Here is a 16,086-nt window from a genome sequence, read left to right on the forward strand (position 1 = left end):
GCCTCCTTATCGTGCAGACTTAATAGTTGCGGGTTGAACAATGTCGCCTGTGTTGTTACCGAAGCCATTACGCTCGAAGGTAACGACTGCTGCAATGTCGCTGTCACTTAGCTGTTTGCCGAAGGCCTGCATCGCCGTTCCGGCTTTACCATTGATAACAATATCAATATGCGCCTGTAGCTGATCTGGCTCGACCACCATCGGGCTACCAGTCATTGCAGGGAATGCACCCGGCACACCAGCACCTGTTGTGCCATGACAAGCTGCACAGTTCGCACTATAAACTTCCTGACCTTTTACCATCAGCTCATCCATAGTCCACTCACGATCACCAGCTGCAGCTGCAGCTGCCATCTGAGCTTTTTGATCTTCTACCCATTTAGCGTAGTCTTCTTTTGACTTAACTTCGACTACTACCGGCATAAAGCCGTGATCTTTACCACAAAGCTCGGCACATTTACCGCGGTAAACACCCTCTTTCTCTATGTAAGCCCATGAGTCATTGATAAATCCCGGATTAGCATCCTGCTTAACCCCTAATTCACGTACCCACCAAGAGTGAATTACGTCATTTGACGTCATTAGGAAACGAACACGTGTGTTAACCGGAAGTACTAAACGGTTATCGACATCTAAAAGATAGTTCTCGTTAGCATTACGAACCGCTTCGTTTTTAATACCGTCGCGACTTTCCTGCGCCAGATTACTAAAGAAGCTAATTTTTTCGTCTAAGTACTCATACTGCCATTTCCACTGGTAGCCAGTAATTTTTACCGTCATATCAGCTTTTTCAGTATTTTCCAGATCAATCAGTACTTTGGTTGCCGGTACCGCAATGGCAATCAGAATCGCTAATGGCACTAATGTCCAGATTAACTCAACTGTTGTACTTTCATGAAAATTGGCAGCGACTGCGCCTTTAGATTTACGGTGATAGATCATTGAATAGATCATGACACCAAACACGATTACCGCTATCCCCACACAGACCCAAAAGATCGTCATGTGCAAGCCGTATATATCACGGCTTATGGGCGTTACCCCTTCAGGGAGATTCAAACCATATTCAGCAAAAGCCATCCCCGGCACTGCAAGCAGCGGCAAGATCAGGATTTTGAGTAAGGTCGCGAAGAATCGGTTGTTCAACATATAGCCTCCTCCAGTATCGAATCATATTGACCCGCAAGCAGACCAACAAACATCGAAGTTTTTAAGTGTGTATTCTAAAACTTGTAATTCTTAAGCGTAACGTTTCAGTACCGCAACCTATGATTCCTCAAGATAATCCGCCTGATTAGGCTCTCTCCAACCTAATACAAACAGACACACCCTCCGGTCGCAATGACCTGTAGACTCTTGGAACAGCAAAAACGTGCTCGATAAATGATGGCTAGTCTACAGTCAAGTTTAGAAATTTGCTAGTAGCTATTATAAAATCTAAACACCCAAAAAGGGATAGAGTTTTATACGTAAAACAGATTAAATTCACCCGCCTGCTTGCATTAATGATAGGAACTATATGTCATCTGCGATAGTATCTGCCACCAACTTAGGAGATGGAAAAACTTATGGCTATGGCTTCCGGAAAGAAAACACTACTCACCATACTTATCGTGTTTGTCGCACCCATGGTAATCGGCACGGTAATGTTTCTTAATGCAGAACGCTTTGGTCTCAGTACCCAGACGACTAACTACGGCACTTTGATCGAGCCAATCGTCAACCTGAGTGTAGAAGGTGTTAATGTGGACGGCGACGCTGCAGATGTGGAGGAGCTGGTTCGTAACAAATGGACACTGCTCTACTTTGCACCTGAAGTCTGCGGCGAAAAATGTGCAGCGCGACAGGCGCTCATGAAACGCATCCGTCTACTCACTAATGAAGACATGCGCCGCATACAAACAGCGAGTATTTACCCTCAAACGCCAAGCAATCCAGATGTGCTCGCCAATGAATATGCAAACATGCATATTGGAATACTCAATACAAAGGGTGCTGACTTTAAGGCGCAATTTCCTAACATAGATGAACAACCAATTTATCTAATTGACCCATTAGGGAATTTGATGATGTATTATTCTGGTGATACGCCTGATATCAAACGCATTATGAAAGACTTCAAGCGCATCCTGAAATATTCACAGATCGGTTAAACCATGACAACTGCAAGCCGCCCCACCCTACAAGACTACCTGAAGCTCTGTAAACTCAAGGTTGTCGCACTGATTATGCTAACTGCCATTGTTGGTATGTTCATGTCCGTGCCCGGTTTGCCACCGATGGATCTGGTTATTTTTGGTTCGATTGGTATCGCCTTGGCCTCATCCTCTGCAGCCGTCTTTAATCACGTTGTTGATCAACGCATCGATAATATAATGGGCCGCACTAAAGACCGTCCTATGCCAAAGGGTAAGGTCAATACCAAACAAGCGATCATCTTTGGCGTGATCGTGGGTATTATCGGCATCGGCACATTGGTTGTCTTCGTTAACCTGCTGACAGCGATCCTTACATTCTTCGCTCTTATTGGTTATGCAGTCATTTACACCATGTATCTGAAGCGTGCTACACCCCAAAATATCGTCATCGGTGGGGCTGCAGGTGCTGCACCTCCGATACTAGGCTGGACTGCTATCACTAATTCGGTTGATGTTGGAGCACTACTACTATTTCTGATCGTCTTTATCTGGACACCACCACATTTCTGGGCACTGGCTATTCACAGACATGAAGAGTATGCCAAGGTTGATGTACCAATGCTGCCGGTCACACACGGAATTCCATTCACTCGCCTGCAAATTCTGCTATACACTATTATATTGGTGATCGTTACCATCGTGCCTTATCTCATCGGCATGTGCGGTTTAGTCTATCTCACTGGAGCAATAGTGCTGGGCGGCGGTTTTCTTTATTATGCTATTCAGATGCTGAGACGCCCTGAAAACAGCAAATTACCGATGAAAACATTCGGCTATTCAATCAACTATCTGATGGCATTGTTTGTGATTCTACTAGTTGATCACTATTTCCCACTACACCTTAACCAGCTGGTTTAAGGCTCAGGAGACGAAGCATGGAATTTCTGAACGCAATCAAAAGTGTCATGGCAGCCTTTGTTGGGGTACAAAAAAAGAAGAACCTGGAAGAAGATTTCGCCAAGAGCAGTGCCACGCCGTTTATTATTGCCGGACTGTTGATGGCTTTGGTGTTTGTTCTGTTGGTTTATGGTGTGGTGCAGTTGGTGTTGAGTTAGTCATTCCAGTTACAACCTTGCTGCACAATCATAACTTATGCCAGTTTTAGCGTCTTACTTTCCCTTTAGCATCCATTTTTTAAAATTAGTCTTTATAATAAACACTTCTATAAGTTTTAGGTGGTGTAACTTTGAGTGACCTGATACAAAGCGAAATTAATTACTATCATAATGACCAATGGTCAGTCATCGATGAGCTAGGGCTTGCTGGCGCCTCCGAGCGACTTGCTAGAATGACTCTCCAAGTTTCTCCTCCTTTTAGTATTTCTGTAAACGGTAAGTGGGGGTCGGGAAAAACTAGCATAATGCGGCGGTCTTTCATTACCTTAGGTGGACACCCCGCTAGCCAAGCATTACTGCTTGGCGAAGATAAGCAAGACACCAATCATCAAGAAGATGATATGAAATTGTCAATAATAAAAGAAAATGGCAGTGTTAACAGTGCACGGAAACTAGAATTAAAGAAAAATGCAGATTGGCAAGAAAGAGACTTCAAAGCTGCAAATCAATCTCTTTTTGTCTGGTACTCACCTTGGCAACATCAAAATTCCGAAAACCCACTAATACCACTGTTACTCGAAGTACGAAATCAATTTAAAACTCACCACAAGTTATTAGAGAAGAGCAAGAGTACTACCCGCAGAGGAGCTTTAGCTGCTTTAACTTTATTCGAACGAGCAATTGATGCTGCCTTGATTTTGACCCAAACAAGTAAGCGCCCTTTAGCCACAGGCACAACGGAAGCTGTACGAAAGGTGTGGCAGGATGAGGATAGTTCGTCAAAATATAGTGATGGCCAACGCTTTCACTTGCAGTTTGAGGATGCAGTTGAAACTGCACTAGCAAGTCTAGATCCAAAAATGAAGAATCAAGATAGTATTGATCATAAAGCCCGACTCATTGTTTTCATTGATGATTTAGATCGCTGCGAAGAGGCGACAGTTGTGAAGCTGCTAGAAGCAATCAAGCTATACCTTGGAACATCTCGTTGTGTTTTTGTATTAGGTTTGGATAACAACGCAATTTTACATGCGCTAGGAAATCACTGGTCTTCTAGAAGTGAAGACTACAACCGGGAATACCTTGAAAAGTTATTTCAGGCAACAATTAGAATACCGAACCCGCAGCCTTCTAAGGTTAAAGAGCTTATTGCGAAGCAGTTTAAAGCCCACGGTATCCCCGAAGAAACATTGTTTGCAGGCGTTGTTTGTGACTTGATTGAACCCAACCCTCGTAAGTTGAAAAACTTTACCAATAGCATCTGTGCAACGTGGGGTTTGCATAATATTCCAAATAGAGAAAATCATGATAACTCTGTCAACTGTAACCCTGAGACATTACAGCTGATCCTCCTGCAGTATTTAGTTCTTTACCACCCAGCAGTTTGGCGCATCTTAGAAAGGCAGCCTTGGGCTTTGAAAGTATTAATCTCCATCTTGACAGCAAATGAGTCAGAGCCACTTGATCTTCCAGAAGGACTATCTGAATTAGATCAACATGTTATGAAACACTTCATTACTCGATCATTCAGCCATGTACTAAAGCAAGAAGGAGATAATGATGAGAAACACCGAGGGCTAGGCTTAGATAGTGCGGTTGACTTGTTCTTAGAGCGTATAGATAGAAAACGTTCAGATGAGCTTTTTATCTATCATCTCAAAAATGCATTTACTCGCAATGATGAAGTTCCTGCACACCTTTTAACAATCGGTGAGATCTAAATGGTAGATTTGAATAGTAACTCAGAAGTCAATAGCCGATTTTCAGCACGAGGCATCTATTATAGATGGCTTGTACAACAATACGGCTCAATCCCCATGCTGGAGTTACAGGAAGATAATCAAGACCCAATTAGCCTCAGAAAAATATTTATTCCCTTACGCTTGGACATTGAAGATCGTGATGAAAGCTCCTTAAATTCGCCCACCAAATTTAGAGAAGAGAATGAAGATAATCAGTTGGGCCAGGATGCATTTCAAGAAATAACTCAGCATAGTTTTTTAGTAATATCTGGTAGACCTGGAGCAGGTAAAACAACGCTAATAAAAGCACTTATTAATGAATTATGTGGAACACATAGTAGCCGATTTCGAAACCAAATCCATAAACAACATGGAGCTATCTTCACAATACCTGTGATATTACGAGAGTTATCTGATGTTGAGAGCATTCTGGACTTTGATAGCTTATTAGCGCGATGGTGGGCTAGGCTAGACGAACTTAACGGATTAGCATTTCAAAGAAAAACATTTTCTGAGCGACTTGACTTAGCTAAACTCAAAGCGAGCCTCAAGCACGATAGTTTGCAACCGCTGATTTTATTTGACGGCATAGATGAGGTTGGTAGCTTTGATTTACGTTGTAAGATTTATCAGATCGCAAAAGAAGCGAAGAGACGTGGTTACCGAGTTATTTTAACAGGACGCCCTAGTGGACTTGCTGATCTACATATTGCTGTTAAGAATGGGCGATTGAACCGCTCATTTGATGAAACTGACTTAAGTCAAATAAATGACAGTCTGAATAACTCTCCAGATCTTGAGCTTCTAAGAACTGCGGAGGCTCTGACTTCTAGAGATACCTTCCAAACAGCAATAGATAACTTACCCAATAATGATAAAAAACCAGCAGTAGCCAATATTCCAATAAGCCCCAGAGACGAAGAATGGCGATATATCCAGCCATTAACTCGCCCACAAATCGATTTATTTATAAAAAAGTGGTACCAGCTTGATCCAACATGGGTTAGCAAGTTAGGAACTCATCCAGAGGAGTTTAAAAAAGCACTAGCTGACCCGCAAAGAGATCATTTACTCCCTCTTGCTCGCAGACCAATTTTCTTATCCCTAATGGCAATTGTGCATTGTACTAAAAATGAAATGCCTCACGGCCGAGCTGAATTATACAAAACAATTGTTGATGTGTATCTGACCCGACAACGTAAACATAGACGCTTAAAGCTAACAACTACCGGGGACAGCATGCCGCAATGGGATAGCCATGAGCCACGAACCGCTCTAGGCTTTCTAGCATGGCGTAGTATGCATAGAGATAATGACAGCAATGATAAAAGTGACAGACGCATTCTCTGGAAGAGAGAGGAAATGGAGTTTGAATTACAAAAGGCCTTGAAGACTACACTACGATTCAGCGAAGTTACACCTGAAGATGCCCCTAGCTTAATTAGTTACTATTTGAATCCAGCTGGACTACTAATTGAGCCTATAGAAGGGTACATTCAGTTTGCTCACTTAAGCTTTCAGGAATACCTTTGTGCAGAGTACTTACAAGGTCAAATGTCTGGACGACGCATCGATGAACTATGGCAAGAAAAAGTTTTAAGCCACCTTGAGTCTCCTGGCTGGCATGAAGTCGCTTTACTATTACTTACTGTGCATGCCAATAAGACACAAAACCGTGGCCATTTCGAACTAATAAGCTATCTAGATGCATTAAATTACCCACAAGCCAAGCTTATGTTTTGTGCATTACTCGGGAAAGAACTTCCGATACAAACGAGTGACCGTCAACATTGGTTTGGCCTTTTAGTCATGACTGGGTTAATCCACCCTAAAATGCCAGAAATTGAATATCTTCGGGAGTGGCAAGATTTAAATCAAATGGGGCATGAAAGCATCCCTAAAATGCTTGAGAAATTCAATGATGGTGGTGGCGAGAGTGTTTGGAAGTACCTATGTGAGTTAGGACATAGCAACTCTGCATTAGAGTGGAAAGAAGAGTATTTTGATAACTACTCTGAGCATATCGAACCAATATACAAACGCTGGATTACCCCTCTCGAAGGTGAGTCATGGCCTGTTCAAGCCAATGCGTTTGAAGCACAAAGATTTTCTTTGTTAAGTTTGTTGATAAAAAGCAGCTGGGGTGGTGTTGATCCTAACAATTTAAATTCACCTGTTAACAGCATAGAACTACAAGCTGCTCTAACAGAGATGTATAAAAAACACCCTACTTTCTTCAAAAAAGATTATCACCAAGAAGTCCTAGGCAGCCAATTTTTATTCGAGAACTTATTTAATTTAGGAAGCAACCTTGAGAAAGAGATAAGAAAGTCAATACCTTTAAGCTTATGGCTACCAGAGGGAGAGTACTCCCCTTTCCTATCCATCCAATTCGCTATAGCCAGCAAACTTGCCACAGACGAATATCGCACACGTCTTAATATAGCCTTTATACAATTGCAAAGATTTCTCGATATTATAGCTTCTGGAGAGAATGCTCATAATTACCTCAAGAATAGTAAAAAAGTAGGAATAGGTTTAGAGTTCATAGACTATAAAAATAGGCGATCTAGTTCTAATCCTAGATTAGCCAGTAGAAACCTAATACGCGCAATGACATATTTATTCTCAACCATGATGACATTTACATCTTTAGGAAAGATTAATCCGACACTAACAAATATTACATCTTTAATCGAACTGTCTACTAGTAATTTAACGCCCCCCTTTCCTTGGTATAAAAACTTCGCAGATTCTTTTAATAGACTAGTTAAACTTCAAGTAATTGGTAATTTAGATATTGAAAAATTGGCAATAGTACGAAGAAATATTACATTTACTGGAAATAATTCTACTGCGTGGGACTGGTATATTGAGCAAAGTGAAATACCTGAATTACTGGTAAATCGAGGTGGAAGAACTAACGAACCCTTACCTTTTGAGCTAGGACTATTAACAACAAAAGGCCTTCCAAAACAAATACAAAAGCGAGAAAATATACTCAAGCTCCAAAAATGGGTAGATGACAATGAAAACTGGTTAAGTTTTGTTTTCCCCAAAGAAACCTTACCTATTGAAACACGTAAACTTTTACTAGAGGATATAGAAGACTTAAAAAAATGTGACTGGTCACCCTATGCGTTTATCAAAGCGATAATATCCGATTGGCCAGAAAACAAAAAGACCTTTAATTGCTCATTTAAGGCTTCTGAAAAAAGATTGAGTAAATCCATTGATACACTTTTTTCGACACAATCTGAAGTGGTAGATAAATAATTATGACTTACAGAAGACTCAACCAATTAATTCAACATCAGGTTTCGATCGCCTACCCGCTCCACATCTTCATTCTGGTGTGTAATCAGTAGTACCGTTTTATTGCCAGCCTTAGCGGTTTCACGCACCCAGTCATTTGCAATCAGGCGCGTCGTAGAATCCAACTCAGCAAATGGTTCATCCAGCAATACAATGGGCTCTGGTCGCAATAATGTCCTTAAAATCGCAATACGCTGACGCTGTCCACCCGATAATTTCAATGGTGATTTATCCAGCTGATCGCTGACCTCCAATACCGCTGCTGCCTGCCGAATTCGCTGCTCGATATCATCGCCCACTAAACCAAACTGCAAGTTCTGCCAGACACTGAGGTGCTCAAATAAATTGTGCTCCTGAAACAGCATACTCACCGGTCGCTGTGTCACTTTGAGGGGCAGCAGCGATTCACCCTGCCAGCGGACATCACCTTTAGCAGCTTGCTCAAATCCAGCAATCACGTTGAGTAAAGTGGTCTTACCGACACCACTTCGCCCCTGAATGGTTAAAATCTCACCTACGTCGACAGTGAAGTCGTAATTTAGCGTGACACCCTTCCAAGCCACTTCCAGCTGATCAATTTCCAGCATGTCGCCGACTCCTTTCAAAATACAGCACGATGATCGCACAAATTAATAACAAGATTGCAGAAGCCAAAGAGGCTTCAGCCATACGATATGTGCCTGCAAAGCGGTAGATTAACCAAGGCAAGGTCATCCAGTCTTCGTCACCAAAAATTGAAAATATAGCCACGTCACCCATGGCAAATAGCAGAACCAATGAAAAGCTAAATAGCAGCGTGCCTTTCAACCACGGCAGTTCTACTTTTAAGCGTGCCCAGCCAGTGAGTTTTAAGGAGTCGGCCAAGCGATAATATTGCTGATCAAATTGTAATAACCGAGGTCTTAGATGCTGCGCTGCGAATGGCACGATGACGGCGGCATTTAATAAAACAACAAACAGCATTCCCCAAGCATCAAGGTCAATCCGAGGCAGGAAGTAAACATAGAGACCGACTGATAGCACCATCGCGGGTGCCAGCAAAGTGTGCATGCCTAACCATTCGTGGAGCAACTGTAACTTGTGCTGCCCTCTAATGGCTGATTGCCTCAACGGTATTAGCACTCCGTAGGCAACGACCAATGCGATTGAAGCACTCATTACGCCAACTACGAGCGTTGTCAGTGTGGGTAATAACACGGATTGCCAGTTAAATTTCTGCCAATTCATCTCTGCGATGCCAGGAATTAACGCGAGTAACGGCATTAACAAAATACACCAGACTAATGTGTACAACACGGCATTGAACACACTCACTAAAGCAGACGGTTTTGGCAGCCACTGTCGCACGCTGGTTTCCGCAGATAACCAATTTACCGAACCCCAACGCGACACCATGACGTAGAGCAAGCCTGTGATGGCGAACTGAATCCACGCCAAAGCCAGTGCTTCGGGAATATTAAAATCGTATTTGAGTGCCTGAAACACAGCTACTTCAAGCGTCGTAGCCTGTGGCCCACCGCCTAGAGCCAATACCACAGCAAAACTGTTAAAACACAACACCGCAATAAAACCAAACAACCGTAAAAAAGTTGCCTTAAGGCTAGCCCACTCTACCCAACGCAGACGCTGCAGGGGAGTAAACTTTAATTGTCCCGCAAGCTTCCAACTAGTGTCCGGAATATTGTTCATCTGCTGATATAAAACACGCACTGCGAAAGGCATATTCAGAAAAACATGGGCGATTAAGATGCCATGCAAACCGTATAAATTCCAACCTTCAACCCATCCACTCACTAGTAATCCGGAACGCCCTAACAAGACGACCAAGCCAGTAATTAACACCAGTGTTGGCATAATAAAACATAATAAACAAAGACTTAGAAAACCAGAGCGAAACGGTAACCACGGAGAATAATACAAGGCTCGGGCAATTGGCCAAGCTAATACAACCGACAGTATCGCGCTAAGACCTGCTTGCTTGAGTGAGAACCCGAGAATTGACCAGAAGTAAGAATCATGCAATAACGACCAGTCAGCACCAGAGTTTCCCTTACTGGCGGAGAATCCCATTAAGCCATAGAAGGCGAGTGCTGTCATAGACAACAATAACGCCAGACTAAATTTGCCAAACAACTGCGTCATTGCACCGTCCGAAAATGCGAAGATGCGATTATAGTGCAAGCGACAGGAACATACTATGCAGCCGGACTGGCAACAGGAGATCAACCAACAACTTGGCGGTAACTATGCATGGAGACCTTTTGCTAAAGGCAGTAGTAACACACTGTATCTTGGGCAACCGCCAGAACCACAATGTAGTGACTCGGATAAGACCAACAGTCATCATGACAATTCAAACCATCGCGATCACGATAATCCTCAGGCAGTCATTCTAAGACTGAACGCCCCCACGCACCTCACTCCCGGAGTGGATCGACAACGCGAAGCGGCATTACTTAGGCTCATCAAAAGTCAAAACTGGGCTCCAAATATTATCAAAAACAATGTTAATGATGGCTGGTGCGCTATGACTCTATACCACGCGATGACAACTGAACAACCATTATCCGCACCACTGACGTCTCAGCTTATCAAAGCCGTTTCTGAGCTACAGAAAATTACGACTAAAAAGCCACTAAGCAAGCAACTAACCACCGCATTGACAGTGGATTATAATGTACTCTGGGAAACAACCTACGTCCCTCAGGCAACAGCCAGACATGACCAGATCACGCTTGATTTAATTGATGAGATCAAACAAAACCTTCGTGAGTTACCACTAGTACCCACCTGTCTGGTTCATCATGATCTGCACCTGGGCAACCTGGTGTTGAAGCCTTGTGACCAGCACTCAAGCGCAACACAGGATCAGTTAATTATTCTCGACTGGGAGTACGGCGGACTAGGCAATCCTTGGTTAGATGCTGCTGCATTAGCAAACTTTTTCAAGATACCTGCCCGAACGATTGCCACTCTCCCTGCCTTCCACTATCTTGATCCCTGCACATTTGAACAGGGCTTAGTAAAAGCCTTTGATATCAGAGATTTAATCAATAAACTGTGGTACCGGGCCAGAGGCGAAATCTAACTTCATGACTAACGTGGTAAGACATACGATGCAAAAACTGACGGCCAGTGATGCCAGAAAATTAGTTCTGATTAGCCAAGGAATCCATCGCGAGAGTGATTTTAAAACTGGCAAAGCAGGTGTCGTTGATGCCGTTGAAAAACTCAGCTATATCCAAATTGATACCATATCGGTGGTCGAACGCGCCCACCATCACACATTGTGGAATCGTCTCAAACACTACCATCCTTCACAGCTCGACTCTGCACTCAATGATCGGGATCTATTCGAGTACTGGTCACATGCTGCCGCTTTTTTACCGATGAGTGATTACCGCTATTCCCTTCCCCGCAAACATGCGCTGGCGAATGGCGAAACACACTGGTACAAGCGCGAACCCAAAGAAATGGCCTACGTGCTTGACCGTATTCGTGCAGAGGGAGCGTTACAAGCTTCGGACTTCGCTCAACAGCGTTCTGTGCAAGGTGGATGGGAGGAGCAAAAGCCTGCCAAGCGCGCACTGGAGCAATTATTTATGGAGGGCGAGCTAATGATCACTGCACGCCAGGGCTTCCAGAAGGTTTTTGATCTGACTGAGCGCGTGCTGCCTGACCACATAGATAGCTCAACACCCAGTGAACAAGCATTTTTTGATCACCTCATCATGCGTTATTTGTCAGCAAATGGCTTGGGAACGGCGGCTGAAATTAGCTATCTGCGTAAAAAAATCAAGCCCGGCATTCAGGCGCGTTGTATGGAACTGGTTAAAGAGGGAGCTCTACAGGCAGTGAGTGTCGGTGATCTCAAGTATTTTGCCCTCAGTGACTATTGTAGCCTGCTAGAGAAGAAACTGAGCCGTCAAAAAGTGAAAATACTCTCACCCTTCGACAATCTGCTAATTCAACGACAACGCATGCGGGACTTGTTTAACTTTGATTATCAGATTGAGTGCTACGTACCAAAAGATAAACGCAAACATGGTTACTTTGTCTTACCCATTCTGCAAGGTCAGGAGTTTGTTGGCAGGCTTGATGCCAAAATAGATCGTAAAACCGGACATCTCAGCGTACATAACCTCTACATAGAAAGTAACAATGCCGACTTCGTGCTTGAGCACCTACAACCGGCACTTCAAGCGTTTATGAGATTCAATGGTGGAAAGACTTTAGAAATAATAAAAGCTCATCACCTGGATAAGCCTTTTGATATTGCTTTAAATTAAAGCAGATCTAACAGGAGATACACTGACTGAAGTTACTCAGCGCCAATCACTGCAAAACCTTGATCTCTCATCGCGACCAGTACGGAATCACCCGAGTCATCAACACGAAACTCACCGTACTTAGCTGCCTCATATAACTTCGCCTTCCCTTCCTGAAAGAAAAATGCATTGGTCGCAAACTTAATCGCCCTTCCGCGCAATCGGTAAAGCATTTTAACTTCGCCCTCTTTTAAGTCAGACAAGTCATCAATACGAGAAAAGCGTCCGACGCCTTGCTGGTCAAGGGCTAGTATCACATAGCCATCTCTTGCCTTACTCTCTTGAATTAAGGCACGGGCCTCTCTGGCGACAGCGAAGCGCAAGGCCATATAATCGCCTTGCATCAAGGAGCGAGGATCAACAGGCTCCAATTCTAGTAACACCGTCCTACCATGCGTCACTAATTGCTCACGCTGATAAATACTGTAATTCACCAGCATTAAGATCAGCACTCCCAGCAGCACTATCCAATACTTACGCATCTGCTGCTCCTTTGGGCCAGAAATGTTTGAGAACTTGTCGTACCGCTAACAAAACCAAACCACTCCCAAAGAGCAAAATTGATTTTTGCAGAAGTGTGAGGTGTAACAGGTAATAGAACTGTGAAATGAACACCACCAGCGTTACCAAACCCAAGCCCGTTAAAATAGTGTTACCACGCGAGTAACCTAATAAGACCACGACGATACCAACCGTAATACCGGGTGCCTGTAAGCCAATAAGCGTCACCAGCACGGCAAGCACTAATGACGCGATTGAGATGCTACTGCCCAGTGCGATCTCGCCACGCTTGAGCAATACAAAGACCAAGGCAATCAGTATCACCCCCAGACACAACGACGCCAGCCATTCACCGACCGCACCACCTAATGATTGTATACCAAAGACATTCTGCCAAAAGCGACCATCATCCCAGAAGTGATTCTGTGTGAGTAAATGAGAAATACTGACGATAATTAATGAGTACCCCAAGGCTCGCAGCATTTCCCCATACCTCGCCCAATGAAACTCTTGCAGCCATAGCATTGTCCCGGCAGCTAAAGTAATTGCCAGTGTAAAGGGATATAAACCGTATTGGTTCAATAGAAAAACTGCCGCCCCCACACCAATCAATGCGGACCATGTGCGATGCAAAATATTTGGCACGACCAGAAACAGGATGCTTTGCAGAACCACAAGCACCATCGCAACCTGCCTAACCCTACTGATAAACGCTTCAGTATCCTGAAACAGATTGAGCCCTTTGAGGATGCTGTAGACCAGTAGCGCCTGCCCTGCCAAACTCACCGCAAAAGCAAACTGTTTCGCAAAGTCATTATGATGAGTGGCACGGTAAATAATGACTGCCACCAAACATGCCCCAGCCCCTAACATACCCGCAACCACTGCAGAGTCCGTCAGTAGCGCAAAGCCACCGAATAACGCACCGAGTAGCAAAATGGCACCTACCCAACCAGCAATACCAAGCATTGTTCGCACATACCACGGCGCCGTGTCGTCATTAAATTCTGGCTCTTCGCCGGTCACTAAACCCTGTGTCAGCAACTTCTGCCAGAGCAAGGAATGAGAGGATTTCTTCATGTTTGCGCTCCTTTCACGACACCACGCAACCAGAATGCACCGAATGAAGACAAACCAATCACAGACAAGCTCATCACTAACAATCCACCGGAATGCTCAAGCACGCCATTGAAAAGAATACGCGCCAAAACAACATTTACCACTGCTACAGCCGACAACACAGCGATTGCCAGTACATAAACATCCAGCACCACAGTGCGATACCACAGGTAAGCGCAAACCATCCACACTAACCAAATAATGGGTCCTAACAGGGACAACCACTGAGAGTCACTAAAGATACCGAAGATTGCCAGTGCAGTGATCAAGCCGCAGCTAACGGTAGCGAGTAGACGAGTCATCCAGCGAATGCTTCGGCGTGAGGAATGGCCACGACTCACTAAGAACTCCCACACCAGCAAAGCAGTCGTGTTGATCAGGAATAACAGCCATAGCATTTGCTCAACGCCGAAAACGACACCAAAGATACCGCCGAAAGTATCGTAGTAAATAATCACAGCGACATTGAGCAGGAATAACCAGAAAACCCAAAGCCCATCGAACCGGGCGATGAGCGTCCAGGGAAGGATAAGTACGCACCAAACCGCAAATAACTCATAAGTGTCCGCACCGGTTTGGTAAGTTTGCCCCACCAAAGCCAATAATACACCCACAAAAACGGCTGCCACCATCAAGGCGATTTTGCCGCTCAGTCGGTCGATACCCAGACGCCATACACCCAGCAAAGCAACAAGCAGCAAACCCTCGACCAGAGCGAAACGGGTAAACCGTCCCAGATCATCCCAGTTATAGGCAAAGAAGAACACCACACCGCTCGCAGTCAGCAACGCGCCCAACCACAATAGTAAGGTATCCAGAAACCCTCGCCAATCATCAGCCGAAGGCAATACATCACTGACACGCATCGCTTCAGTCAAACGCTCAGGATCAATCCGCGACTGCTCAGCCCATTCCAGCAACAGCAGACGTTTGCTTTTTCTCATTATCAGCAGCCCGTTTATGAATTATTCGTAGCTATACTCAGCACTAGGGAACGTCCCTGCTTTTACCTGCTCATCATATAACTTGATTGCATCCTGAATACTGCCGTCCGTGTCGCTCAGGAAATTCTTAACAAATTTAGCCGGACGACCGGGCCACAAGCCCATCATATCGTGCCACACCATAATCTGTGCATCAGTTTTAGCACCCGCACCAATTCCGATAACAGGAATCGTCAGTGCTTTGGTAATCCGCTCACCCAGTTCTTCCGGAATGCACTCCAATAACAGAATGCTTGCACCGGCCTCCTGCAACATCAAGGCCTCATCCACCATCAACTGAGCAGCATCAGGATCACGTCCCTGCACTGAGTAACCACCTAAATGATTCACTGACTGAGGCGTTAATCCCATATGCGCGCAAACAGGAATTCCTCGCTCTGAAAGTAGACGAGTGGTTTCCGCCAACCAAGCACCACCTTCCAGCTTAACAATGTGAGCGCCCTCACTCATCAGCACTGCAGCGTTCTTTAACGTGACATCTTCTGAGTAATAGCTCATGAATGGCATATCTGCCATGATCATACTGCCCACATTACCACGTCGCACACAGCGAATATGGTAAGCTATATCCTCAATCGTCACCGGCAAACTGCTGTCATGCCCCTGAATCACCATTCCCAATGAATCACCGACCAGAATGACTTCAACACCGGCACTACTGACCGCATAGGCCGAGCAATAGTCGTATGCTGTCATACTACTGAACTTTTTCCCTTCTGCTTTTAGTTTAGCCAAGGTTTTGATTGTGACTGACTGTGGTGCATTGTGGACTGACATTGCGTGCTCCCCGTAAATTAGCAAAGATTAATCATAGCAAATAAGGC

Annotated in this window: 14 protein-coding genes; 7 read left to right on the top strand and 7 right to left on the bottom strand. The window is 44.4% G+C overall.

The genetic code is table 11. The annotated features are described in order from the left end of the window. Nucleotides 1–6: 6 nt before the first annotated feature. Nucleotides 7–1,149 carry a cytochrome c oxidase subunit II gene (coxB, locus tag DKW60_RS24480; RefSeq protein WP_281271825.1) on the bottom strand — a complete coding sequence of 381 codons (1,143 nt, stop codon included), beginning with the start codon at nucleotides 1,147–1,149 and terminating at the stop codon, nucleotides 7–9. A 419-nt stretch (nucleotides 1,150–1,568) separates the two neighbouring features. Here coxB and DKW60_RS07100 point away from each other — a divergent pair, with 419 nt between their 5' ends. From DKW60_RS07100 to DKW60_RS07120, 5 genes are all read left to right on the top strand, one after another. Beyond that, the gene (locus DKW60_RS07100) at nucleotides 1,569–2,153 is read left to right on the top strand and encodes a hypothetical protein (protein WP_109836947.1); all 585 of its coding nucleotides are present in this window, start codon (nucleotides 1,569–1,571) and stop codon (nucleotides 2,151–2,153) included. Between the two features lie 3 nt (nucleotides 2,154–2,156). Then, complete coding sequence (gene cyoE, locus DKW60_RS07105) at nucleotides 2,157–3,056, top strand: heme o synthase (RefSeq protein WP_109836948.1); 900 nt, start codon at nucleotides 2,157–2,159, stop codon at nucleotides 3,054–3,056. A 17-nt stretch (nucleotides 3,057–3,073) separates the two neighbouring features. Continuing rightward, entirely contained in the window at nucleotides 3,074–3,253 is a 180-nt protein-coding gene (locus tag DKW60_RS07110) for a DUF2970 domain-containing protein (RefSeq protein WP_109836949.1), read from the top strand. Between the two features lie 131 nt (nucleotides 3,254–3,384). Beyond that, the gene (locus tag DKW60_RS07115; protein WP_109836950.1) at nucleotides 3,385–4,974 is read left to right on the top strand and encodes a KAP family P-loop NTPase fold protein; all 1,590 of its coding nucleotides are present in this window, start codon (nucleotides 3,385–3,387) and stop codon (nucleotides 4,972–4,974) included. A 96-nt stretch (nucleotides 4,975–5,070) separates the two neighbouring features. Further along, nucleotides 5,071–8,271, top strand: a complete 3,201-nt coding sequence (locus DKW60_RS07120) for an NACHT domain-containing protein (protein WP_146203444.1) — start codon at nucleotides 5,071–5,073, stop codon at nucleotides 8,269–8,271. Nucleotides 8,272–8,297: 26 nt separating this feature from the next. Here the strand turns inward: DKW60_RS07120 and DKW60_RS07125 are convergent, their stop codons facing one another. Then, nucleotides 8,298–8,897 (bottom strand): ATP-binding cassette domain-containing protein, encoded by a 600-nt coding sequence (locus DKW60_RS07125; protein ID WP_109836952.1) that lies wholly within the window; start codon nucleotides 8,895–8,897, stop codon nucleotides 8,298–8,300. Beyond that, nucleotides 8,884–10,452 (bottom strand): ABC transporter permease family protein, encoded by a 1,569-nt coding sequence (locus DKW60_RS07130; protein WP_109836953.1) that lies wholly within the window; start codon nucleotides 10,450–10,452, stop codon nucleotides 8,884–8,886. Before DKW60_RS07130 ends, DKW60_RS07125 begins: the two co-directional genes overlap by 14 nt. 55 nt (nucleotides 10,453–10,507) lie before the next feature. Here DKW60_RS07130 and DKW60_RS07135 point away from each other — a divergent pair, with 55 nt between their 5' ends. Both DKW60_RS07135 and DKW60_RS07140 read left to right on the top strand, forming a co-directional pair. Continuing rightward, nucleotides 10,508–11,398 carry a phosphotransferase gene (locus DKW60_RS07135; RefSeq protein ID WP_109836954.1) on the top strand — a complete coding sequence of 297 codons (891 nt, stop codon included), beginning with the start codon at nucleotides 10,508–10,510 and terminating at the stop codon, nucleotides 11,396–11,398. A 28-nt stretch (nucleotides 11,399–11,426) separates the two neighbouring features. Continuing rightward, the gene (locus tag DKW60_RS07140; RefSeq protein ID WP_109836955.1) at nucleotides 11,427–12,599 is read left to right on the top strand and encodes a winged helix-turn-helix domain-containing protein; all 1,173 of its coding nucleotides are present in this window, start codon (nucleotides 11,427–11,429) and stop codon (nucleotides 12,597–12,599) included. A 32-nt stretch (nucleotides 12,600–12,631) separates the two neighbouring features. Here DKW60_RS07140 and DKW60_RS07145 read toward each other — a convergent pair whose 3' ends face one another. The 4 genes from DKW60_RS07145 to panB are packed head-to-tail and all read right to left on the bottom strand — an operon-like array spanning nucleotide 12,632 to nucleotide 16,039. Further along, a complete protein-coding gene (locus DKW60_RS07145) occupies nucleotides 12,632–13,120 on the bottom strand; it encodes a GDYXXLXY domain-containing protein (protein WP_109836956.1) in 489 nt (162 codons plus the stop codon). Continuing rightward, nucleotides 13,113–14,219: a DUF4401 domain-containing protein gene (locus DKW60_RS07150; RefSeq protein WP_109836957.1), complete on the bottom strand. Its 1,107-nt coding sequence runs from the start codon at nucleotides 14,217–14,219 to the stop codon at nucleotides 13,113–13,115. Before DKW60_RS07150 ends, DKW60_RS07145 begins: the two co-directional genes overlap by 8 nt. Beyond that, nucleotides 14,216–15,202, bottom strand: coding sequence for a DUF2157 domain-containing protein (locus tag DKW60_RS07155; RefSeq protein ID WP_109836958.1), 987 nt, complete (start codon nucleotides 15,200–15,202; stop codon nucleotides 14,216–14,218). Before DKW60_RS07155 ends, DKW60_RS07150 begins: the two co-directional genes overlap by 4 nt. A 21-nt stretch (nucleotides 15,203–15,223) precedes the next feature. Beyond that, nucleotides 15,224–16,039 (bottom strand): 3-methyl-2-oxobutanoate hydroxymethyltransferase, encoded by an 816-nt coding sequence (gene panB / locus DKW60_RS07160; RefSeq protein ID WP_109836959.1) that lies wholly within the window; start codon nucleotides 16,037–16,039, stop codon nucleotides 15,224–15,226. Nucleotides 16,040–16,086: the final 47 nt, after the last annotated feature.

The sequence above is a fragment of the Leucothrix pacifica genome (assembly GCF_003172875.1).
Lineage (GTDB): Bacteria > Pseudomonadota > Gammaproteobacteria > Thiotrichales > Thiotrichaceae > Leucothrix > Leucothrix pacifica.

Excerpts from the sequence above, each read along its gene's own strand:
- coxB (WP_281271825.1), bottom strand. The coding sequence starts at position 1,149 with ATGTTGAACAACCGATTCTTCGCGACCTTACTCAAAATCCTGATCTTG.
- DKW60_RS07100 (WP_109836947.1), top strand. The coding sequence starts at position 1,569 with ATGGCTATGGCTTCCGGAAAGAAAACACTACTCACCATACTTATCGTG.
- cyoE (WP_109836948.1), top strand. The coding sequence starts at position 2,157 with ATGACAACTGCAAGCCGCCCCACCCTACAAGACTACCTGAAGCTCTGT.
- DKW60_RS07110 (WP_109836949.1), top strand. The coding sequence starts at position 3,074 with ATGGAATTTCTGAACGCAATCAAAAGTGTCATGGCAGCCTTTGTTGGG.
- DKW60_RS07120 (WP_146203444.1), top strand. The coding sequence starts at position 5,071 with ATGCTGGAGTTACAGGAAGATAATCAAGACCCAATTAGCCTCAGAAAA.
- DKW60_RS07125 (WP_109836952.1), bottom strand. The coding sequence starts at position 8,897 with ATGCTGGAAATTGATCAGCTGGAAGTGGCTTGGAAGGGTGTCACGCTA.
- DKW60_RS07130 (WP_109836953.1), bottom strand. The coding sequence starts at position 10,452 with ATGACGCAGTTGTTTGGCAAATTTAGTCTGGCGTTATTGTTGTCTATG.
- DKW60_RS07135 (WP_109836954.1), top strand. The coding sequence starts at position 10,508 with ATGCAGCCGGACTGGCAACAGGAGATCAACCAACAACTTGGCGGTAAC.
- DKW60_RS07140 (WP_109836955.1), top strand. The coding sequence starts at position 11,427 with ATGCAAAAACTGACGGCCAGTGATGCCAGAAAATTAGTTCTGATTAGC.
- DKW60_RS07145 (WP_109836956.1), bottom strand. The coding sequence starts at position 13,120 with ATGCGTAAGTATTGGATAGTGCTGCTGGGAGTGCTGATCTTAATGCTG.
- DKW60_RS07150 (WP_109836957.1), bottom strand. The coding sequence starts at position 14,219 with ATGAAGAAATCCTCTCATTCCTTGCTCTGGCAGAAGTTGCTGACACAG.
- DKW60_RS07155 (WP_109836958.1), bottom strand. The coding sequence starts at position 15,202 with ATGAGAAAAAGCAAACGTCTGCTGTTGCTGGAATGGGCTGAGCAGTCG.
- panB (WP_109836959.1), bottom strand. The coding sequence starts at position 16,039 with ATGTCAGTCCACAATGCACCACAGTCAGTCACAATCAAAACCTTGGCT.